The sequence below is a fragment of the Bradyrhizobium neotropicale genome (genome assembly GCF_001641695.1).
GTDB classification, from domain to species: Bacteria; Pseudomonadota; Alphaproteobacteria; order Rhizobiales; family Xanthobacteraceae; genus Bradyrhizobium; species Bradyrhizobium neotropicale.
Genome location: NZ_LSEF01000080.1, coordinates 109,504 through 128,971 on the forward strand (window position 1 = coordinate 109,504; position 19,468 = coordinate 128,971).

Sequence of the window (19,468 nt, forward strand, 5' to 3'; positions counted from 1 at the left end):
ACCAGCATCTCCTCCCTCTCCCCGTTCTTACGGGGAGAGGGTTGGGGTGAGGGGCTCTTCCCGCAAGGACGATGGCAGAAAGACTCGCGGTGGCTCCCCCTCACCCGGATTGCATCTGCGATGCAGTCCGGCCTGTCCCCGCAAGCGGGGAGAGGCGAAGGAATCCTCGGTGAGACGCAGAGCCGGGACCGTCGCTTTTGGCGCGCTGTCGGATTAAAATGCGGTAAGCCGATTGACGGCCGGGCGCGGGTTCCCCATGTGCCCCGCCGTGACCTATAATCGGGGCTATAGCCCCGCGAGGAGTTTTTTGCGATGGCCAACGACGTCAGAGACTTGCCGGCCGGCCACAGCGATGGCCTGAACCGCTTTCTCGGCGGCTCGCCGCTGGCGGTCGCATTTCGCCTGATTTTGCTCTCGATCCTGGTTGGCGTCGTGCTGGCCGCGATCGGCTTCGATCCCTGGAATATCATCTACAGCATTCGCCTCTTGTTCCAGCGGCTATGGGATCTCGGCTTCGATGCCGTCAACTGGCTATGGCGCTACTTCCTGCTCGGCGCAGTCATCGTGATCCCGATCTGGCTGCTGTCGCGCGTCTTCGGCGCGCCACGCGGCCGATAAGTTATCTTTTGAGCACGATCTTGTCGGAAAACCGCTTCACACTTTTCCGGATCATGCTCTAGGGAGTGCGCAGCCGATGCAACTACGCTTTGTCGGCTGCGGCGATGCCTTCGGTTCTGGCGGCAGGCTCAACACCTGCTTCCACGTCACGGGGCGCGAGGCCAATTTCCTGATCGATTGTGGCGCGTCGGCCTTGCCGGCGCTGAAGCGGTTCGAGATCGATCGCAACGCGATCGACCTCGTCCTGATCACGCATTTCCACGGCGACCATTTTGCCGGCCTGCCCTTCTTCCTGCTCGATGCGCAATTCTCGCGGCGAACACGGCCGCTCACCATCGCCGGCCCGCAATGGATCGAGACGCGGCTGGCGCAGGTGATGGAAGCGCTGTTCGAGCACTCCTCGAAGACAAAGCAGCGCTTCGAGCTCTCCGTCATCGAGCTACAGCCGGAGCAAAGCCGAAGCTTCGGCGCCGTGACGGTGACACCCTACGGCGTCGTGCACGGCGAATCCGGCGGGCCGTTCCTGGGCTATCGCGTCGAGGCCGAGGGCCGCACCCTCGCCTACAGTGCCGACACCGAATGGACGGAGACGCTCATTCCGCTGGCGCATGGCGCGGACCTTTTCATCGCCGAGGCCTATATGTACGAGAAGGTGGTCAAGAATCACCTCAGCCTGAAGACCTTGGAACAGCACTTGCCCGCCATCGGCGCCAAACGGCTCGTCCTCACCCATATGAGCGACGACGTGCTGTCGCGCCTCGAGGACATCGCGCATCTGGCCGCCGAAGACGGCATGATGCTCGTCATCTGACATGCACGCCCCCGTTCATCCCAGGGTCGGCTCGCGCGAGGTGTTCGCCATCGCGGGGCCGGCGATGGTCGCGAACCTCACCACGCCGCTGATCGGCGTGGTCTCGACCACCGCGATCGGACGGCTGGACGACGCCGCGCTGCTCGGCGGCGTCGCGATGGCGTCGGTGATCTTCGACTGCCTGTTCTGGCTGTTCGCCTTCCTGCGTATGAGCACGCTCGCCTTCACCGCGCAGGCGCTGGGCGCGGGCGAGACGCACGAGCTCAGCGCGATCCTGGTGCGCGGCTTCATCGTCGCAGGCCTGATCGGCGCCGCGCTGATCGCGCTGCGATTGCCGCTGGCCGCCGTGCTGTTCGATCTGATGGGCGGCAGCGAGGGCGTGACGCGCGCTGCGAAGACCTACTTCATGATCAGGATATGGTCGTCGCCGTTCGCCTTCGCCAACTACGTCGTCCTCGGCTGGCTGGTCGGCCAGGCGCGCGCCAACCCGGCGCTGCTGCTCCAGATCGTCATCAACCTCATCAACATGGCGGCGACCATCCTCCTGGTGCTGGTCTACGACACCGGCATCGCGGGTGCGGCGATCGCCGCGCTGCTGTCGGAAACGGTCGGCTTCGTCCTCGGCGTGATCGTCTGCCGGCGTTATGCTGACGGCGGCTTCGCGGTGCCATATGCGACCCTGTTCGACCGGGTGAAGCTGATGCGGATGCTGTCGGTCAACTCCGACATCATGATCCGCACCGCGGCGCTGATTGCGGTTTTCCTGTTCTTCACCGCCAAGGGCGCGCGCGCCGGCGACGTCACGCTGGCTGCGAACTCGGTGCTCAACAATTTCCTGCTGGTCAGCGCCTTCTTCCTCGACGGCCTCGCCAATGCGGCCCAGCAGCTCTGCGGCCGCACCTTTGGCGCGCGCGACGCAAGGGGCTTTGCCGATTCGACCCGGCTGGTGCTGATGTGGGGGCTTGGCTTTGCGCTGGTCGTCGCGGTGCTGTTCGCGCTGTTCGGGCCGGCCATGATCGACTTCATGACGGCGAGCGAAGACGTCCGCCGCGCCGCGCGCGATTTCCTGCTGTTCATCGTGCTTGCACCGGTGCCCGGCGTGTTCGCCTTCGGCTTCGACGGCATCTATGTCGGCGCGACCTGGGCGCGCGAGATGCGTAATCTGATGCTGGCCTCGCTCGCGATCTTCCTTGCTGCCTGGTGGGCGCTGCAATCGTTCGGCAATGCCGGGCTGTGGAGCGCGCTGATCGCCTTCTACGTCGCGCGCGGCGGCCTGCAGGGCGCGCGCTATCCGGCGCAGTTCAGGGCGACGTTTTCTTCTCCTCTCTCCCCGCTTGCGGGGAGAGGGTTGGGGTGAGGGGGAGTCTCCGCGAGGACGGTGAGAGTTGGATTCGTGGAGAGTCCCCTCACCCGGAATCCGCGCTGCGCGCGCATTCCTGCCTCTCCCCGCAAGCGGGGAGAGGCGAAGAACCTCACATCCCCGGCCAGTCTTCCGCGGTGAGCGTGGCGGCGTCGGCGCCGACGATCTCGGAAAGCGAATCCCGGCCCGTGCGCAACAGCGTCGAGGTGAGGTCGCGCTTGATCTCGTCGACGAGGCCGAGGCCCTTGTAGACCAGCGACGAATAGAGCTGGATCAGGCTGGCGCCGGCGCGGATCTTTGTCAGCGCGGCACCGCCGGAATCGACACCGCCGACGCCGATCAGCGGGAACGCGCCCTCGACGCGGACATAGGTCTCCGCGACCATGCGTGTCGACAGGCGGAACAGCGGCCGGCCGGACAGGCCGCCCTGCTCCTTGGCGCGCATCTCCTCGCGCAGCGTGCTCGGCCGCGCGATCGTGGTGTTCGACACGATCATGCCGTCGACCCGGCGCGCGCGCGCGACCTGCACGACGTCGTCGAGCTGGGCGAGGCTGAGGTCCGGCGCGATCTTGAGCAGCACCGGCGTGTCGCCGGCCTTCTGGCGCACCTGCTCGCGCGCGTCGATCACCCTTGCGAGGAGATCATCGAGCAGCGCGCCTTCCTGCAAATTGCGCAGGCCCGGCGTGTTCGGCGAGGAGACGTTGACGGTGAAATAGCTGGCGACCGGCGCAAAGGTCTCGATCAGCTTGACGTAATCGGCGACGCGGTCGGGCGAATCCTTGTTGGCGCCGACATTGACGCCGACGATGCCGCCATTCTGCGCGCGCGCGGCAAGACGCCGCAGCGCGGCTTCCGCCCCGTCATTGTTGAAGCCCATGCGGTTGATGACGGCCTCGTCGCGCTCCAGGCGAAACAGCCGCGGCCGCGGATTACCGCTTTGCGGCTTCGGCGTCACCGAGCCGATCTCGACAAAGCCGAAGCCGAGCCGCAGCAGCGCATCCGGCACCTCGGCGCTCTTGTCGAAGCCCGCGGCCATGCCGATCGGATTGGGGAAATTCAGCCCGAAGGCGCGCACCGCGAGCTTGGGATTATCGTCATGGGGCTTTCCCGGCGGCAGGAAGCGCAATCCCTGGATCGCAAGCCGATGCGCATCCTCCGGATCGAGCCAGCGCAGGACCGGCAGAGACAGGGCGTCGAAGGCGCGAATCACGGCAAGAGCTCCGGAATATCGTGACCGCCGTCGGAGCGCATCGCGAGATTGATCACCGAGATCACCGCGCCGAGGTCGAGCTCGCCATAGAGATGCGGAAACAGCTCGTCGTTGCGCGAGCGTTCCCAGCGCAAGGCGGCGCCGAGCGCATCGGCGTCGACCTCGACCAGAAACAGCGCGCGCTGCCCGAAGAAATGCTTTCGCGCGGTCTCGGGAACCTGGGATGCGGTCGAGAAATGGATGAAACCGTCGCGCGCGTCGTCCGTGCTGCCCCGGTACACACCCTGCCGTTCCGCCTCGCGCCAGGCCGAGGCCGGACAGATTTTGTAGATCTTGACCACCGCTTACGCAGCCCTGTTTGCTCTCGGAGTCAGCTCTTTGAGTCTCTTGGGGTTTTTCGCCTCGTCCGGGTCTGAAAACCCGGGCGCGACCGTAAAGGCGCCCCCAGCCGAACTCAAGGCTTGCATGCCGCCTCTTGCACGGAAAACGGAAAACCGGTTGATTTAAAGGATAGTTTTCCTGAGTTGCGACGGGGCCGGATCGACCATGATCAGGCAGGCCAAAGCGCAGAGGATGCTGACCCACGATCAGATCTGGGGCGCGCTGGATCGTCTGGCGGCGCGCGCCGGCCTGTCGCCGTCGGGACTTGCCAAGCGTGCCGGGCTCGACCCCACCACCTTTAACAAATCCAAGCGCGTCACCTCCGACGGCCGCGAGCGGTGGCCCTCGACCGAATCGATCGCGAAGGCACTCACCGCGGCCGGGTCCTCGATCGAGACCTTCGTCAAGCTGATCGACGACAGCCCGGGCGACGGCCGCTCAGTGCCCCTGATCGGCTTCGCGCTGGCAGAGGGAACCGGCTATTTCGACGATCAGGGTTTTCCATCCGGCAAGGGCTGGGACGAGGTCGCGCTGCCGACGGCAGAGGACGGCCGCACCTTCGCGCTGGAGATTTCCGGCGACACGCTACAGCCCGCCTATCGCGACGGCGACGTCATCCTGGTCTCGCCGGGCACGCCGATCCGCAAGGGCGACCGCGTGGTGGTGAAGACCCGAGCGGGCGAGGTGATGGTGACGACGCTGATGCGCCGCACCGCGAAGGCGCTGGAATTGCAGCCGCTCGATGCGGCTCAGGCCGCTCGCACGCTCGCCCTCGGCGATGTCGCCTGGATCGCGCGGATCGTGTGGGCGAGCCAGTGATTGCTTTTCGCCCGGTGTCATGACCGGGCGGTGACATGCGCGGCACCGCGATCGCCATTGCGACTCACCACACCTCTCGCCTAGGTTGCGCACCGAATCATCGAGGGGGAATAGGATGAATCGACGTCATGCATTGAAGGCGCTTGCGGGTCTCGCGCTGTGTCCGCTGTGCAAGCCGGCATTCGCGGCCGAAGGCGCGCACTGGAGCTATGAGAGCGGCGGCGGTCCCGGCAAATGGGGCGACCTCGATGCGGCCAACAAGGCCTGCGCGGTCGGCCTGCAACAATCGCCGATCGACATCGAGGCGGCGATCAAATCGCAATTGCCCGCCCTGAAGCTGAACTGGGCGAAGAGCGCCGACACCATCGTCAACAACGGGCACACGATCCAGCTCAACTTCGCGGAAGGCAACACGCTGACGCTCGGTGACGTCAAGTACAAGTTGCTTCAGGTCCACTTCCACCGGCCGAGCGAGCATATGATCGGCGGCAAGAACTTTCCGATGGAGGCGCATTTCGTCCATCGCAACGACTCCGGCGGACTCGCCGTGGTCGGCGTGCTGATGGCGGAAGGCAAGGCGAACGCGTCTTTCGGCAAGATCGTCAAGTCCATGCCGGCTGCGGAAGGGCCTGCGATGAAGGCTGACGCGACCATCGATCCCCACGCGATGCTGCCGCAAAAGCTCAGCTACTTCCGCTATCCCGGCTCGCTGACGACGCCGCCCTGCTCGGAGGTCGTCGAATGGCTGCTGCTGACCGATCCGATCCAGGTCGCGGCCGCCGACGTCGCAGCCTTCGCAAAGCTCTACCCGATGAACGCGCGCCCGGTGCAGAAGGACAACCGGCGTTACGTGTTGCGGTCGAGCTGATACGGAATACGCCACCAATTGTCGTCCTGGCGAAAGCCAGGACGACAATTGGTGGGCTACACGTCCCTTACGCGCTGCGCGCCAGCGCGCCGTCGATCATGTTCACCGCGTTCTGGATGCCGTAAACGGCGACGAAGGAGCCGAAGCGCGGGCCTTTCTCCTGACCGAGCAGCACCTGGTAGAGCATGTTGAACCAGTCGAGCGTGACGCCGGGTCGGCCATCCTTGCCCTTCTTGACCTGGTCGAGGAACGGCTCGCGGCGGCCGATCTCGTAGACGACGTTCTGGATGTCCTCGGCCGATGACTCCTGCGGCAGCTGCGACAGCGCATCGCGCAGATCCTGCAGCGCGGCGCGCTCGGTGTCGGTCGGCACGCGGAACTGCTTCGTCGGCGCGACGAAGTCACGATAATAGTTGATGGCGTAGCCGACCATCGCATCCAGCTTCGGATGCGTCTGCGGGCTCACGCCGGGACGGTAGCGGCCGATGAAGCCCCACAGCGTCTCGGCATTCTCCGCATTCGACGACGACACCAGCGTGAGCAGGAGCTGGAAGGTGACGGGCATGTCGCCCTTCGGCGGATGGCCGTTGTGGATGTGCCAGACGGGATTGCCGAGCTGCTGCTTCCCATCCTGCTTGGCAAAGCCGTCGATGAACTGCTGGTAGTCGTCGACATTGCGCGGAATGACGTCGAAATACAGCCGCTTGGCCGCCTTCGGCTCGCGATACATGAACAGCGACAGCGATTCCGGCGAAGCGTAGCGCAGCCATTCGTCGATGGTGAGCCCGTTGCCCTTCGACTTCGAGATCTTCTGCCCCTTCTCGTCGAGGAAGAGCTCGTAGTTGAAGCCTTCCGGCGGCGTGGCGCCGAGCGCCTTGGCGATCGCGCCGGAGAGTTTCACCGAATCGATCAGGTCCTTGCCGGCCATCTCGTAGTCGACGCCGAGCGCGACCCAGCGCATCGCCCAGTCGGCCTTCCACTGGCACTTCACATTGCCGCCGGTGACAGGCGTTTCGACTTCCTGGTTGGTGTCGGGATCGACATAGGTCACGGTGCCGGCGGCGACGTCGCGGCGGATCATCGGCACCTGGAGCACGATTCCGGTGGTCTTGCTGACGGGGAGGAACGGCGAATAGGTGGCGCGGCGATCGGGGCCGAGCGTCGGCAGGATGATCGCCATGATCTGATCGTAGGCGGCGAGCATCTTCAGCAGCGTCGCGTCGAAGCGGCCCGACTTGTAATAGTCGGTCGAGCTTGCGAACTCGTAGTCGAAGCCGAAATGATCGAGGAAGGCGCGCAGGCGCGCATTGTTGGCGGCGCCGAACGAGGGATATTCGTTCGAGAACGGATCCGGCACGGCAGTGAGTGGCCGTCCCAGGTATTGCGCCAGGAGGTCCTTGTTCGGCACGTTGTCCGGCACCTTGCGCAGGCCGTCCATGTCGTCCGAGAAGGCGAGCAGGCGCGTCTTGATCCTGTCCTCGGTCAGCACGCGGAAGGCATGGCGCACCATCGAGGTGCGCGCGACCTCGCCGAAGGTACCGATATGCGGCAGGCCGGACGGGCCGTAGCCGGTCTCGAACAGCACCTCGTCCTTCGGGCTTTTCTTCAGCCGCGCGACCAGCGCCTTCGCCTGCTCGAACGGCCAGGCGTTGGATTGTTCGGCGAGCGCACGAAGATCGCTCGGGCTGGCGGCAGGATCGATAACGGACATTCAGGGGCCTCCGGGCCGCGGAAATTAGCGATTTCCGGGCAGAATGCAATTTTGCGGGGTGACTTCAGACCCCTCACCCTGAGGAGCGCGCTCTTCGCGCGCGTCTCGAAGGGCGAGGCCGAGAGCCGGGCCTTCATCCTTCGAGACGCTTGCTTTGCAAGCTCCTCAGGATGAGGACCTGACAACGGAGCGTGAAGCTAAAACGGGCTCACCGAGAAGTAGCGCAGCCACAGATCGGTGTAGCGGCCTTTTTCCCAGACCCGGAACAGCGCCCAGTTCAGGGCCTGGCGCAGCACGTCATTGCCCTTGCGCACGGCAATGCCGATGCCCTCGCCGAAGAAGCGGCTTTCGACGAAGGGGCCGCCGGAGAAGGCGCAGCAATCACCCGAATCGGTGCCGTTGATCCAGAACGCCAGCGAGATGGCGTCGCCGAAGATGAAATCGACCTCGCCCTTGCGTAAGGCGGCGCGCAGCGCCTCGTCATTGGGATAGCCGTGCAGCTCGGCGTCGGTGAACATCGCCTTCAGATACGCCTCGTGCGCCGAGCCCGCGATGACGCCGACCTTCTTGCCTTCGAGATATTCCGGGCGGATCTCCGGCATCACCGCGTCCCTGCGTGACACGAAGCGCGCCGGCACGCGATAATAGGGATCGGTAAAATCGACGCGCGCGCGGAGCTGCGGGCTCACAGCCATCGAGGCGATGATGGCATCGCCCCGGTTGGAGGTGAGCGCATCGACCAGCGTCTCGAAGCGGCGCATCTGCACCGTGCAGCTGACCTTGATCTCATCGCACAGCGCGCGGGCGAGATCGACGTTGAAGCCGGCCGGATTGCCGTCGGCGCCGGTGTAGTTGAACGGCGGATAGTCGGTCTCGGTCAAGAAGCGGATCACGGTCAGGCGCGACAGGTCCGGCCGCTCGGGGCGCCGCCGCGGATCCCAGAAGCCGGGCACCGCCTGGGGGGCTGCGACTTGAGGAGCGGCTTTGGGTGCCGCGGCTTGGGGGGCCGCCGGCTGGGCAGGGGCCTGCGCCTCGGCGCTTGGCACCGTTGCGAGCAGGCACGCTCCGACGGCCAGCCCGGTCAGGAGGCCACGGACAGTTTTGGGCGATTTCGCCTGTTGCGATGGGGCCATCGGCCGAAAATGAATGAATTTCATTGGGATCGGAAGGCCTTATAGACCATTCGGCTGCGAAGGCGAGTGGGGATTATGGCCCGGGGTGCGAGGTCAGACGGACGCCATGCCCGGGCTTGTCCCGGGCATCCACGTTCTTTGTGCCGTGAGGTAGGCGTGGATGGGTCAAGCCCGGCCATGACGATATGGAAGCTTCAGCGCCCCGAGAGATGCGACGGAGGTCGCGGCGAGCAAACCTCAGAGATACCGCTTCAGGTCGGCCGCGGCCTCTTCCGGGCTCCGCTTCAGGTTGAACGGCGAGACGAAGTGGCCGTCGCGGTCCATCAAATAGATCAGCGCGGTGTGGTCCATGGTGTAGTCGCCGTCCTTGGCCGGGACCTTCTTGGCGTAGACCCGATAGGAGGTGAGGACCTTGGCGATGTCAGCGGGATCGCCGCTCAGGCCCTCCAGATGCGGATCGAAGCTCGACAGATAGTCCTTCATGGCCGCCTGCGTGTCGCGCTCGGGGTCGACCGAGATGAAATAGGCATTGACCTTGTCGGCATCCTTGCCCATCGCGCGCAGCACCTCCGATATCTCGAACAGGGAGGTCGGGCAGACGTCCGGGCAATGGGTGTAGCCGAAGAAGATCAGGGTCGGCTTGCCCTTGAGGCTCCTGTCGGTGACGGTCTTGCCGTGCTGGTCGGTGAGCTGGAACGGGCCGCCGATCGCGGCCGGCTGCGCCACCTTGCTCACGCCGCCCATCGCCCAGAACACGACGAGGAGCCCGACGACGAGGCTTGCGGCGAAGGCGGTTGCGATCACCAGCGGGCGGGCTGTGGAGCTCATGGTCGGAAAACTTCCTGTTGTCCCGGGGTCAGAAACAGGCGGCGAAGCCAGTCCTGATCATTTCGAAGAACACCCGGGTGCCATAGTGGAACCACAGTGCGAGCGCGCCGATCACGACCAGGCCACTGAGGCCCGCGCCAGCCAACACCAGCATGGACGGCGTTCGGCCGGCAGTGGGCGAATTGTCCGATACAGGATGGGCGGGATGCAGCGATTGAGCCATGACAATGATCAGGGCGAAGGCCCGGTTTCCTTGCCATTCAAATAGGCACTGGCCCGCGCCCGGGCAAGCGCCGCCGGCGGGCCAAGGAACAGTCCCCGGAAATTAGATCACGCAGTGTTATCAGTGAAGCAACTGGCCCCGGGCGGACTCCAGCTCTTCCGCTTGCGGGAGAGCCCGGCGCACCGGTCGGCTGGTCGAGGCCTGCGCGTCCAGATAGCAGGGCTTGTACATCGACTGGAGCTGCTTGCCCCGGAGGAAGATCATGTGCGGGGTGAGACCGCCGCGCTGATTGATCCAGCGCCTCACCTGCGAGGGATACATCGCATAGAGCATCTGGGTCGCTTCGGGATTGGTGATGGCGCGGCCGTTGGAGCCGAAATCCCAGGCGGCGTGGAAGCCCAGCGTCGCATGCGAGGTCACGCAGATCCGATCGTGCGGGATGGCGCCGAGGACGATGGTGCAGGCTGAGGCACAGAGCCCGTCGATGATGACGGTCTCACCGGACTGGCGCAGGTCCTGATATCTATCGACGTAGGTTCCAATCCTGCCGCCGCGATCATCCGCGATCCGGACCACCGCGTGGGACGCCCCCATACCCGCGAGCAAGAGCACCAACGCGAGCAACCCCGTCAGAACCTTCATGTCCCCCGCCCCAGTCGCATTCGAATCTGTTTGTCAGGTGATGCAAGCCTGATGCTAGCGTCCGTCGACTCTGTGGTTTTGTCTAGGCGCCCCGGCTCGCTCAAAACAAATTCAACCCTAGTGTTGCCGGCGCGCTGCACCCGGTGCATCCCGGTCCCAAACTGGAACATGTTAACGGACTCTTACGCACCGCACCCTTGATCTCAGCTACAACCGCTGGCTTCAATCCGGGCAACTACAGGGGGGAACTCATGACGGAGCAGGCGGACGTCATCGTCGTCGGCGGAGGACTGTCGGGATTGGTGGCCGCAACGGAGATTGCGGATGCGGGCAAGCGCGTGATCGTGGTCGACCAGGAGGGCGAGCAGTCGCTGGGCGGCCAGGCGTTCTGGTCCTTCGGCGGATTGTTCCTGGTCGATTCGCCGGAGCAACGACGGCTCGGCATCAAGGACTCCTTCGATCTCGCATTGCAGGACTGGATCGGCACCGCCGGCTTCGACCGCGACGAGGATTTCTGGCCGCGCCAATGGGCCGAGGCCTATGTGGCGTTCGCCGCGGGCGAGAAGCGCGACTGGCTGCGCGCGATGGGTCATCGCATCTTCCCGGTAGTCGGGTGGGCCGAGCGCGGCGGCTATGATGCGATGGGCCATGGCAATTCGGTACCGCGCTTCCATGTCACCTGGGGCACCGGGCCAGGCATCGTCGAGCCGTTCGAGCGCCGCGCGCGCGAGGCGGCGAGAAGCGGCCGGCTGATCTTCAAGTTCCGCCACCGCGTCGATGCGCTCAGCATGACGAACGGCACGGTCGACGGCGTCAGCGGCGCCGTCCTGGAGCCTGATCACGTCGAGCGCGGCAAGAGTTCCTCGCGCAAGGTCGTCGGCGATTTCGCGCTGAAGGCGCAGGCGGTGATCGTCGCCTCCGGCGGCATCGGCGGTAATCACGACCTGGTGCGGCAGAACTGGCCGAAACGGCTCNGGCGAGCCGCCGCAATTCATGATCTCCGGCGTACCCGAGCATGTCGACGGCCGCATGATCGGCATCACCGAGGCGGCCGGCGCGCGGCTCATCAACCGCGACCGCATGTGGCATTATGTCGAGGGCATCCAGAACTGGAATCCGATCTGGCCGCGCCACGGCATCCGCATCCTGCCCGGCCCCTCCTCGATGTGGTTCGACGCGACGGGCACGCGCCTGCCGGCGCCGCTGTTTCCCGGCTCCGACACGCTCGGCCAGCTCAAATACATCATGTCGACCGGCTACGATTATTCCTGGTTCGTGCTGACGCAGAGCATCATCAAGAAGGAGTTCGCGCTGTCGGGATCGGAGCAGAATCCGGACCTCACGGGCAAGAGCTGGCGCATGACGCTGCGCCGCGCCACCAACAAGGGGGCACCGGCGCCGGTGGAGGCCTTCAAGAGTCACGGTGTCGACTTCATCGTGCGCGACAAGCTCGACGACCTCGTTGCGGCCATGAACAAGCTCGCCGGCAACGACCTTCTCAAGCTCGACCATGTGAAGATGCAGATCGAGGCGCGCGACCGCGAGATCGTCAATCCTTACGTCAAGGATGCGCAGGTGATGAACATCCACAATGCGCGCCGCTATATCGGCGACAAGCTGATCCGCACCGCTTCTCCGCACAAAATCCTCGATCCCGCGCACGGGCCGCTGATCGCGGTCAAGCTCAACATCCTCACCCGCAAGACGCTGGGCGGCTTCGAAACCGACCTCGACTCGCGCGTGTTCGGCCAGGAGGGACAGATCATTCCCGGCCTCTATGCGGTCGGCGAAGCCGCCGGCTTCGGCGGCGGCGGCGTGCACGGCTATCGCTCGCTGGAGGGCACCTTCCTCGGCGGCTGCCTGTTCTCGGGCCGCAATGCCGGCCGCGCGGCGGCAAGAGCGGTGGGGTAAAGTGCGACGGTGGTTGCGCATCGGGGCGGTGGTTGCGGGACTTGCCGCCGTCCCGGCCGCATTCGCCGATACGATCGACGTTGGCGGCGTGAAGCGGTCCTACACCGCGCAATTGCCGGCAAAGAAGCCCGCGCCGCTCGTGATCGTGCTGCACGGGAAAACCCAGCGCGGCGCCGATATGATGGCGCGCACAGCCTGGCCGCAGGTCGCCAAGCGCGACGGTTTTGCCGTGGTTTTTCCCGACGGGCTGAACAATGCATGGGCCGACGCGAGGACCGAAGCGGGGCGCGCCGGAAGAGACCCGCCCGCGGGCACCGACGACGTCGCCTTCATCGCAAAGATCGTCGAGAAGCTGATGGCTGACGGCACCGCCGACCCCAAGCGCGTCTACGTCACCGGCGTCTCCAATGGCGGCGCCATGACCATGACGCTGATCTGCGCGCGCGCCGATTTGTTCGCGGCGGGTGCGAGCGTGATCATGAATCTCACCGAGGAGGCCGCTGCCGCCTGCCATCCGTCGCGCCCATTGCCGATGCTGTTCATGAACGGCACCGCCGATCCGCTGATCCCCTACGATGGCGGACGCGGGTCGAGCTATTTTGCCGCAGACGGGTTCTGGTCGACCACCAGGACGCTGGCGTTCTGGCGCAAGCTCAATGGCTGTGAGGCGGACGACGCGGCCGCGACAAACTTGCCCGACGGCAATCCGGCCGACCAGTCCACGGTCACGCGGATCACCTCCCGTTGTCCCAAGGGACACGACGTCCAGCTCTATCGCATCAACGATGGCGGCCATCGCATGCCCGGACTGTCCCCCGACGCCCGCTTCCCGAAGATGGCAGCTAGTCTGCTCGGGCCGCAGAACGGCGACATCGACGGCGCCGAGACGATCTGGGCTTTTTTCAGCCAGTTTCCGTAGGCGACGCATGCATCGCGCGGGGTGGCAGAGCGCGAGGCCCTGCGCTAGACAGGGCCGCCATTTTACCAGGAGCCCCCAATGAGCATTCAGCGTTTCGAAACCGGCCCGCGCATGAGCCAGGTCGTCGTGCACGGCAACACCGTCTATCTCGCAGGTGTCGTCGCCAACAAGACGGCGGGCGAAAGCGTGACCAAGCAGACCCAGGACATCCTGGCGACGATCGACGGCCATCTCGCCAAGGCCGGCACCGACAAGTCGAAGCTCTTGTCGGCGACGATCTACATCACCGACATGAAGACCTTCCAGGAAATGAACGCGGTGTGGGACGCCTGGGTGTCGCCCGGCAACACCCCGGCGCGCGCCACCGTCGAAGCCAAGCTGGCGGCGCCGCAATACACCGTCGAGATCATGGTGACCGCGGCGAAGTAATTTTCGCGCAAGAATTATGGTGCTTCTGAAGCGCGATGAAAACATCATCGCGCTTCAGTTTTTTGTTGGCGCATTGTCGCATGCGCATGACCTCAGAGGTAATCGATCGGCGCGCGCAAACCTTCGATAGTCAGGGACAGCCGAGCACACGGCGCCATCGAAGGAGAGCACCATGACCGATCACGTCACCATCGCCCGCCGCTACATCGACCTCTGGAACGAGCGCATGGCGAGCCGCCGGCGCGAACTGCTCAGCGAAAACTGGACGGCGGACGCGAGCTACGTCGATCCCCTGATGAAGGGCAACGGCCATGACGGCGTCGACGCGCTGATCGCCGGCGTGCAGCAGCGCTTTCCCGACTTCAAGTTCAAGCTGATCGGCGAGCCCAACGGCTATGGCGACCATGTCCGCTTCAGTTGGGGCCTCGGTCCCGACGGCGTCGACAGCCCGATCAAGGGCACTGATTTTGCGGTGCTCAGCGGCGGCCGCATCAAGAGCATCACGGGATTTCTGGATCAGGTGCCGGCGGGCGCGTGAGGAGAGGTACTCTGCTCACCCTCTCCCCCTGTGGGAGAGGGTGGCTCGCCGCGTAGCGGCGAGATGGGTGAGGGGTATCTCTCCACGCATGATTTTCGCGACAGGAACTTGCGGAGATAACCCCTCATCCGGCGCCATAGCCGATGCAAAGCATCGGCGTTCTTAAGAACGGCGGCCGAAGGCCGACTATGCCACCTTCTCCCCACAAGGGGAGAAGGAAGAGAGCAGCTTGCTCGCTGATGCAATCAACCCAACCGATACGCCGCCTTCGCGTTCGCCCCGAACGCCTTGTCCCGTACCTGCGGTCCCAGCCTCGCCAGGCACGCTTCCAGCGCGCGCTTGATCTCGCCGTAGCTGCCGGCAAGCAGACACACCGGCCAGTCGGAGCCGAAGATCAGGCGGTCTTCGCCAAAGCAGTTTGCGGCATGCTGCACGAACGGGAACAGCCGCTCTGCATCCCAATCATCCCACTTCGCCTCTGTCGCGAGGCCCGAGATCTTGCACCAGACGTTGCCGCAAGTCGCGAGCGCGGCGATGCGATCGGACCATTCGTCGCTTCCGCCATCGGCGATCGGCGGCTTGGCGGCGTGATCGAGAACGAAGCGCGCCTTGGGGAAGGCCTGAGCGGTTGCGATCGCGGCCGGCAGCTCGCGGCTGCGGACCAGCAGGTCATAGGCGAGATCATTCGCGAACACCGCGGCGAGGCCGCGCTGCACGTCCTCGCGGAGCAGCCAATCCGGATCGGCCTCGTCGTGGACCTGATGGCGAATGCCGACCAGCTTGTCGCCGCCCGGCGAGGCGCGCAGGCGATGAAGCGTCTCGTCGAGCGCTCCGTCCGTGAGATCGGCCCAGCCGACCACGCCGATGACGGACGGCGTTGCGCTGGCGATGCGCAAAAACTCCTCAGTCTCGGCCAGCGCCGAGCGGCATTGCACAAGAATGCTCGCATCGATACCATTCGCCTTCAGCAGCGGCGCGAGATCGGCAGGGCCGAAGGCGCGGCGGATTGGCGTGAGCTCAGGCGAATCCATCCAGGGATAATCCGCGCGCGCCGGATCCCAGAAATGCTGATGGCCGTCGATCACCATGCGCTACACTCCACCCGGCAGCGGCGCCCGCGCATCGACGAGCTTGCGCGCACGCAGCTCCTGCCAGAAGGCCGGCGGCACGGTGCGCTCCGCCATTGCGATGTTGTCGGACACTTCCGCGGCGTTGCGGGCGCCGGTCAACGCGACCGTCACCGCCGGATGGGCCATGCAGAACTGGAACGCGGCGGCCTTCAGCTCGGTGCCGTGCTTGCGGCAGAGCTCGTCAAGCTCCAGGGCGCGCGCGACCAGCGCGGCGCCGGCATCCTCATAGTTGAATTTCGCGCCGGCGCGCGGATCCGCGAGAATGCCGCTGTTGTAGATGCCGCCGAGCAGGATGCCGATGTTTTTCGCGAGGCATACCGGGAACAGCGCATCCAGCGCGCCCTGGTCGAGCAGCGTGTAGCGGCCGGCGAGCAGGAAGCAGTCGAGCGGCACAGCCTCGGCGAAGCGGACCAGCATCTCGGACTGGTTCATGCCGGCGCCGATCGCCTTGATCGTTCCCTCGTCACGGAGACGACGGAGCGCACGGAAGGCGCCAGCGACGGCATCGTCATAGTGATCGTCCGGATCATGCACGAGCAGGATATCGACGCGATCGAGCCCGAGGCGCTCAAGGCTCTCCTCGACCGAACGCATCACGCCGTCATGGCTGAAGTCGAACACCGGCCGCTCGCGCGAGGTGCCTTTGTAGTGATCGTCTTCGGCGGCAGCGCCATCCGGCGAGCGCAAGAGGCGTCCAACCTTGGTCGAGATGACGTAGGCGTCGCGGTCCTTCTGCCGCAGGAAGCCACCCAGCCGCCGCTCGGCGAGACCGAAGCCGTAGAGCGGCGCGGTGTCGAAAAAGCGGACCCCCAGCGACCAGGCGCGCTCAATCGTTGCTTCCGCATCGGCATCGCTCACGGGTGCAAACAATCCGCCCAGCGGCGCCGTGCCGAGACCGATTGACGTAATGTCGAGAGCGCCGAACCGCGACCGTCTCATTTCCATTCCTTTCAAAGCCCAGGATCTTCAAGGGCCGAAGTTCCTTCCAAGGGCCAGTGTCTCTCCCGCCTGCGGGATGCGCAAGCGGGAGAGAGCATAGGAGTGTGGGGCTGGCGACACTCCTATTTCAGCATCTGTGCGACGTTGTCCTTGGTCACGAGATCGAGGCCGGTGTAGACGATCTCCGGCACCTTCTCGCCCTTCTTGATGGCGAGCAGCGTGTCCATCGCCTTCTCGCCCATCTCGAACGGCCGCTGACCGACCAGCGCATTGGCGTAGCCGTCGCGGAGCAGCTCGAGCTGCATCTTCAACGTATCGGCAACGACCAGCGTGAACTTGCCGGCATCGATGTCCTTCTTGTACCTGGAGGCGAAGGCCTTGAAGCCTTCGGGCGCGAACATCGGCCAGCCGCCGACGGGAACGATCGCGGCGAGGTCGGGCGTCGCGGTGCGCAGATCCGTCATCTGCTGGACCGCGAGCGCGGGATCATCGTTGCAGAACGTCGGCGAGCCACCGACCTCGGTCCACTTCGAGCCCTTCAGCGCCTCGCGGACGCCATCGACGCGCTCGGCGAGATTCTTCGCGCCGGGGCCGCCGGAGACCATGGCATATTTACCGCCGTCGGGCCGGAGCTTCAGCAATTGCTTGCCGAGCGCGACGCCGAACTCCTTGTTGTTGGTGCCGATATAGGCGATCCGCTTGGAGCCCGGCGCGTCGGCGTCGAAGGTGATGACGGGGATGCCGGCCGCGGTCGCCGCCTCGATCGACTTGGTCATCGCCGCGACGTCGGCGACCGAGATCGCGAGGCCGTCGACCTTCTGGGTGATGAAGTCCTGGATGATCTGCGCCTGCGTCGCCGGCTCGTGCTCGACCGGCCCCTTGTAGATGCACTCGATGTTGCCGAGCTCCTTGGCGCGCTTCTGGCAGCCGTCGCGCGCGAAATCGAAGAACGGATTGTTCATCGCCTTGGGCACGATCACGAAGCGGTAGTTCGCGGCAAACGCCGGTGTCGCCATCATCGCGACGGCAATGCCGGCAAGAAGAAGCTTCCTCATTGTCTCCTCCACCCTTTTCTGGCGCCTGTCCTCTCAAGATCGTCCGGGAAGCGGACGGGCGTATCTTCGTTGCCATCCCGAAACGACGTCACTTCAACTCATCCGCGAGCGGATACGGTCGACCAGCACCGCCAGGATGATGATCACGCCCACCAGTGTCTGCTGCCAGTACGAGCTGACCTGCGCCAGCACGAGGCCGTTGCGGATCACCTCGAGCAGGACGCAGCCGACAATGGCCCCTAACGGGCCGCCGATGCCGCCGGCCAGATTGGCGCCGCCGATCACGGCCGCGGCGATCACGTTGAGCTCGTAGGATGTCGCCATGTTGGCAGGCGCCGAGCCGAGCCAGCCGGAGATGATGATGCCCTGGAGCCCCGCGGCGAGCGCGCAGATCACATAGACCTCGATCTTCACCCGCACGACCGGGATGCCGGTCAGCTCAGCCGCCTTCTCGTTGCCACCGAGTGCGAAGACGTGGCGGCCGAACGAGGTGTGGTGCAGGACGACGGCCATCGCCAGCGCCAGGATGACGAGATAGATGAAGGGCACGGGCACGCCGAGCACGTCTCCCGAGGTGAGCGCATAGAAATAATCGGCGTCGGGCCCGCCCGGAAAACTACCGCGGCCGTTGGAGACGACATAGCCGAGCCCGCGCACGATCGAGAGCATGCCGAGCGTGGTCACGAACGGCGACAAGCCGAGCACGGCGATACAGAAGCCGTTGACGAGGCCGGCAATCAGCGCCACGCCGAGGCCCGCGAGAAGCGAGACCAGCAGGATCAGCCCCGGCACGTTGGCAACCACGGTCTTGCCGTCGGCCGCCATGTGCACGAACAGGGAGCCCGCGGGCGAGCCGGGCGTCGACAGCTCGGTCATCACCATCGAGGTGATCATGGCCGAGAAGCACATCATCGAGCCGACGGAGAGATCGATGCCGCCGGTGATGATCACGAAGGTGACGCCGAGCGTGGCAATGGCGATGAAGGAGAAATTCTTCGCCACGTTCTGCATATTGCCTTCGGTGAAGAAATACGGGCTGGCGAAATGCATGATCACCAGCAGCACCGCCAGCGCCAGCAGGACGTAGCCGGTCTGAGAGGCGAAGATGCCGCGCTGCCACCATTTGGCCTTGCCGACATTGGTGAAGGTGATCGGGGATTCCATGGGCATGGCCATCACGCCGCCTCCTTCGCGCCGGTGATGAGGGCGGTGACTTCCTCAGGGGAGGTCTCATGGATCGGCTTGTCGGCCCGCTTCTCGCCGCGGCGCATGACGACGACGCGGTCGCACACCGCGAACACGTCCGGCATGCGGTGGGAGATCAGCATCACGGCGACGCCCTGCTCCTTCAGCCGGTGGATCAGGCTCAGCACCTGCTCGACCTGGCGCACCGAGATCGCGGCCGTCGGCTCGTCCATCATCACGAGCTTCGCATTGGAAAGCCTCGTCCGCGCGATCGCAACCGCCTGGCGCTGGCCGCCTGACATCTGCTTGACGAGATCGTCGGGGCGCGTCTCCGAACGCAGCTCGCCGAACAGCTCCAGCGCGCGCGCCGCCATCGCCTTGTGATCGAGCAGGGCAAGCGGGCCGAACTTGCGCTTCAGCTCGCGGCCGAGAAACACGTTGGCGGCCGCCGTCAGATTGTCGGCGAGCGCAAGATCCTGATAGACCACCTCGATGCCGACGGCACGGGCATCAACCGGGCGGTTGAAATGCACTGCGCTGCCGGCGAAGCGGATCTCGCCATGGCTGGGGCGGAAATTGCCGGCGATGATCTTGACCAGGGTCGACTTGCCGGCGCCGTTGTCGCCCATCAGGCCGACCACCTCGCCCGGGTGGACATGCATGTCGACGCCATGCAGCGCGCGGATCGCGCCGAACTCCTTGCCGATCCCGGTCAGTTCGAGGACCGGCTGCGATGCTGTCGCTGCATTTGCCATAGG

At 65.2% G+C, this 19,468-nt stretch carries 20 protein-coding genes and 2 pseudogenes; 10 read left to right on the forward strand and 12 right to left on the reverse strand.

Going from position 1 to position 19,468, the window contains the following annotated elements:
- Nucleotides 1-312: 312 nt before the first annotated feature.
- The 3 genes from AXW67_RS25700 (at nucleotide 313) to AXW67_RS25710 (ending at nucleotide 2,786) form a co-directional block, all read left to right on the forward strand.
- On the forward strand, nucleotides 313-618 hold the full coding sequence (locus AXW67_RS25700; RefSeq protein WP_027549720.1) for a DUF6460 domain-containing protein: 306 nt from the start codon (nucleotides 313-315) through the stop codon (nucleotides 616-618).
- Between the two features lie 76 nt (nucleotides 619-694).
- Nucleotides 695-1,429 (forward strand): MBL fold metallo-hydrolase, encoded by a 735-nt coding sequence (locus tag AXW67_RS25705; RefSeq protein WP_063680113.1) that lies wholly within the window; start codon nucleotides 695-697, stop codon nucleotides 1,427-1,429.
- A 1-nt stretch (nucleotide 1,430) separates the two neighbouring features.
- A complete protein-coding gene (locus AXW67_RS25710) occupies nucleotides 1,431-2,786 on the forward strand; it encodes an MATE family efflux transporter (protein ID WP_063680114.1) in 1,356 nt (451 codons plus the stop codon).
- 115 nt (nucleotides 2,787-2,901) lie between these two features.
- Here AXW67_RS25710 and AXW67_RS25715 read toward each other — a convergent pair whose 3' ends face one another.
- Both AXW67_RS25715 and AXW67_RS25720 read right to left on the reverse strand, forming a co-directional pair.
- Nucleotides 2,902-3,999 (reverse strand): quinone-dependent dihydroorotate dehydrogenase, encoded by a 1,098-nt coding sequence (locus AXW67_RS25715; RefSeq protein WP_063680115.1) that lies wholly within the window; start codon nucleotides 3,997-3,999, stop codon nucleotides 2,902-2,904.
- On the reverse strand, nucleotides 3,996-4,340 hold the full coding sequence (locus AXW67_RS25720; protein WP_063680116.1) for a DUF952 domain-containing protein: 345 nt from the start codon (nucleotides 4,338-4,340) through the stop codon (nucleotides 3,996-3,998). The genes AXW67_RS25715 and AXW67_RS25720 overlap by 4 nt, the downstream gene beginning before the upstream one ends.
- 205 nt (nucleotides 4,341-4,545) lie before the next feature.
- Between AXW67_RS25720 and AXW67_RS25725 the strand changes: the two genes are divergently transcribed.
- Both AXW67_RS25725 and AXW67_RS25730 read left to right on the forward strand, forming a co-directional pair.
- Complete coding sequence (locus tag AXW67_RS25725; protein ID WP_145927856.1) at nucleotides 4,546-5,199, forward strand: S24 family peptidase; 654 nt, start codon at nucleotides 4,546-4,548, stop codon at nucleotides 5,197-5,199.
- Nucleotides 5,200-5,314: 115 nt separating this feature from the next.
- The gene (locus AXW67_RS25730) at nucleotides 5,315-6,067 is read left to right on the forward strand and encodes a carbonic anhydrase (RefSeq protein ID WP_063680117.1); all 753 of its coding nucleotides are present in this window, start codon (nucleotides 5,315-5,317) and stop codon (nucleotides 6,065-6,067) included.
- 67 nt (nucleotides 6,068-6,134) lie between these two features.
- On the opposite strand, the gene AXW67_RS25735 is transcribed toward AXW67_RS25730, so the two are convergent.
- The 5 genes from AXW67_RS25735 to AXW67_RS25755 form a co-directional block, all read right to left on the reverse strand.
- A complete protein-coding gene (locus tag AXW67_RS25735; RefSeq protein ID WP_063680119.1) occupies nucleotides 6,135-7,778 on the reverse strand; it encodes a lysine--tRNA ligase in 1,644 nt (547 codons plus the stop codon).
- Nucleotides 7,779-7,975: 197 nt separating this feature from the next.
- Nucleotides 7,976-8,911, reverse strand: coding sequence for an ABC transporter substrate-binding protein (locus tag AXW67_RS25740; RefSeq protein ID WP_063680207.1), 936 nt, complete (start codon nucleotides 8,909-8,911; stop codon nucleotides 7,976-7,978).
- 237 nt (nucleotides 8,912-9,148) lie between these two features.
- Nucleotides 9,149-9,739 (reverse strand): SCO family protein, encoded by a 591-nt coding sequence (locus AXW67_RS25745; protein ID WP_063680121.1) that lies wholly within the window; start codon nucleotides 9,737-9,739, stop codon nucleotides 9,149-9,151.
- A 28-nt stretch (nucleotides 9,740-9,767) separates the two neighbouring features.
- A complete protein-coding gene (locus AXW67_RS25750) occupies nucleotides 9,768-9,962 on the reverse strand; it encodes a hypothetical protein (RefSeq protein WP_063680123.1) in 195 nt (64 codons plus the stop codon).
- Between the two features lie 120 nt (nucleotides 9,963-10,082).
- On the reverse strand, nucleotides 10,083-10,604 hold the full coding sequence (locus AXW67_RS25755; protein WP_027549731.1) for a Clp protease/crotonase-like domain-containing protein: 522 nt from the start codon (nucleotides 10,602-10,604) through the stop codon (nucleotides 10,083-10,085).
- A gap of 251 nt (nucleotides 10,605-10,855) precedes the next feature.
- On the opposite strand from AXW67_RS25755, the pseudogene AXW67_RS44320 reads away from it, so the two are divergent.
- The 5 genes and pseudogenes from AXW67_RS44320 to AXW67_RS25775 form a co-directional block, all read left to right on the forward strand.
- Nucleotides 10,856-11,578 (forward strand): annotated as a pseudogene (locus AXW67_RS44320) (FAD-binding protein); the annotation flags it as partial.
- Between the two features lies 1 nt (nucleotide 11,579).
- Nucleotides 11,580-12,515 (forward strand): annotated as a pseudogene (locus AXW67_RS44325) (FAD-binding dehydrogenase); the annotation flags it as partial.
- 1 nt (nucleotide 12,516) lies between these two features.
- Nucleotides 12,517-13,434 (forward strand): CE1 family esterase, encoded by a 918-nt coding sequence (locus AXW67_RS25765; protein WP_145927857.1) that lies wholly within the window; start codon nucleotides 12,517-12,519, stop codon nucleotides 13,432-13,434.
- A gap of 78 nt (nucleotides 13,435-13,512) precedes the next feature.
- Complete coding sequence (locus tag AXW67_RS25770) at nucleotides 13,513-13,863, forward strand: RidA family protein (RefSeq protein ID WP_063680127.1); 351 nt, start codon at nucleotides 13,513-13,515, stop codon at nucleotides 13,861-13,863.
- 172 nt (nucleotides 13,864-14,035) lie between these two features.
- Entirely contained in the window at nucleotides 14,036-14,401 is a 366-nt protein-coding gene (locus tag AXW67_RS25775) for a nuclear transport factor 2 family protein (protein ID WP_027549735.1), read from the forward strand.
- 245 nt (nucleotides 14,402-14,646) lie between these two features.
- On the opposite strand, the gene AXW67_RS25780 is transcribed toward AXW67_RS25775, so the two are convergent.
- The 5 genes from AXW67_RS25780 to AXW67_RS25800 form a co-directional block, all read right to left on the reverse strand.
- On the reverse strand, nucleotides 14,647-15,489 hold the full coding sequence (locus AXW67_RS25780; RefSeq protein ID WP_063680129.1) for an amidohydrolase family protein: 843 nt from the start codon (nucleotides 15,487-15,489) through the stop codon (nucleotides 14,647-14,649).
- Nucleotides 15,490-15,492: 3 nt separating this feature from the next.
- Nucleotides 15,493-16,470, reverse strand: coding sequence for an aldo/keto reductase (locus tag AXW67_RS25785; protein WP_063680208.1), 978 nt, complete (start codon nucleotides 16,468-16,470; stop codon nucleotides 15,493-15,495).
- A gap of 122 nt (nucleotides 16,471-16,592) precedes the next feature.
- Nucleotides 16,593-17,525, reverse strand: coding sequence for a sugar-binding protein (locus AXW67_RS25790; protein WP_063680131.1), 933 nt, complete (start codon nucleotides 17,523-17,525; stop codon nucleotides 16,593-16,595).
- A gap of 93 nt (nucleotides 17,526-17,618) precedes the next feature.
- Complete coding sequence (locus AXW67_RS25795) at nucleotides 17,619-18,701, reverse strand: ABC transporter permease (protein ID WP_027549738.1); 1,083 nt, start codon at nucleotides 18,699-18,701, stop codon at nucleotides 17,619-17,621.
- Complete coding sequence (locus AXW67_RS25800; RefSeq protein ID WP_063680133.1) at nucleotides 18,701-19,465, reverse strand: ATP-binding cassette domain-containing protein; 765 nt, start codon at nucleotides 19,463-19,465, stop codon at nucleotides 18,701-18,703. Before AXW67_RS25800 ends, AXW67_RS25795 begins: the two co-directional genes overlap by 1 nt.
- Nucleotides 19,466-19,468: the final 3 nt, after the last annotated feature.

What these genes read in the sequence shown, in the direction of transcription:
- AXW67_RS25705 (WP_063680113.1), top strand. Translation starts at nt 695, where the DNA reads ATGCAACTACGCTTTGTCGGCTGCGGCGATGCCTTCGGTTCTGGCGGC.
- AXW67_RS25800 (WP_063680133.1), bottom strand. Translation starts at nt 19,465, where the DNA reads ATGGCAAATGCAGCGACAGCATCGCAGCCGGTCCTCGAACTGACCGGG.
- AXW67_RS25710 (WP_063680114.1), top strand. Translation starts at nt 1,431, where the DNA reads ATGCACGCCCCCGTTCATCCCAGGGTCGGCTCGCGCGAGGTGTTCGCC.
- AXW67_RS25745 (WP_063680121.1), bottom strand. Translation starts at nt 9,739, where the DNA reads ATGAGCTCCACAGCCCGCCCGCTGGTGATCGCAACCGCCTTCGCCGCA.
- AXW67_RS25755 (WP_027549731.1), bottom strand. Translation starts at nt 10,604, where the DNA reads ATGAAGGTTCTGACGGGGTTGCTCGCGTTGGTGCTCTTGCTCGCGGGT.
- AXW67_RS25735 (WP_063680119.1), bottom strand. Translation starts at nt 7,778, where the DNA reads ATGTCCGTTATCGATCCTGCCGCCAGCCCGAGCGATCTTCGTGCGCTC.
- AXW67_RS25785 (WP_063680208.1), bottom strand. Translation starts at nt 16,470, where the DNA reads ATGAGACGGTCGCGGTTCGGCGCTCTCGACATTACGTCAATCGGTCTC.
- AXW67_RS25775 (WP_027549735.1), top strand. Translation starts at nt 14,036, where the DNA reads ATGACCGATCACGTCACCATCGCCCGCCGCTACATCGACCTCTGGAAC.
- AXW67_RS25790 (WP_063680131.1), bottom strand. Translation starts at nt 17,525, where the DNA reads ATGAGGAAGCTTCTTCTTGCCGGCATTGCCGTCGCGATGATGGCGACA.
- AXW67_RS25770 (WP_063680127.1), top strand. Translation starts at nt 13,513, where the DNA reads ATGAGCATTCAGCGTTTCGAAACCGGCCCGCGCATGAGCCAGGTCGTC.
- AXW67_RS25750 (WP_063680123.1), bottom strand. Translation starts at nt 9,962, where the DNA reads ATGGCTCAATCGCTGCATCCCGCCCATCCTGTATCGGACAATTCGCCC.
- AXW67_RS25795 (WP_027549738.1), bottom strand. Translation starts at nt 18,701, where the DNA reads ATGGCCATGCCCATGGAATCCCCGATCACCTTCACCAATGTCGGCAAG.
- AXW67_RS25730 (WP_063680117.1), top strand. Translation starts at nt 5,315, where the DNA reads ATGAATCGACGTCATGCATTGAAGGCGCTTGCGGGTCTCGCGCTGTGT.
- AXW67_RS25780 (WP_063680129.1), bottom strand. Translation starts at nt 15,489, where the DNA reads ATGGTGATCGACGGCCATCAGCATTTCTGGGATCCGGCGCGCGCGGAT.
- AXW67_RS25740 (WP_063680207.1), bottom strand. Translation starts at nt 8,911, where the DNA reads ATGGCCCCATCGCAACAGGCGAAATCGCCCAAAACTGTCCGTGGCCTC.
- AXW67_RS25725 (WP_145927856.1), top strand. Translation starts at nt 4,546, where the DNA reads ATGATCAGGCAGGCCAAAGCGCAGAGGATGCTGACCCACGATCAGATC.
- AXW67_RS25700 (WP_027549720.1), top strand. Translation starts at nt 313, where the DNA reads ATGGCCAACGACGTCAGAGACTTGCCGGCCGGCCACAGCGATGGCCTG.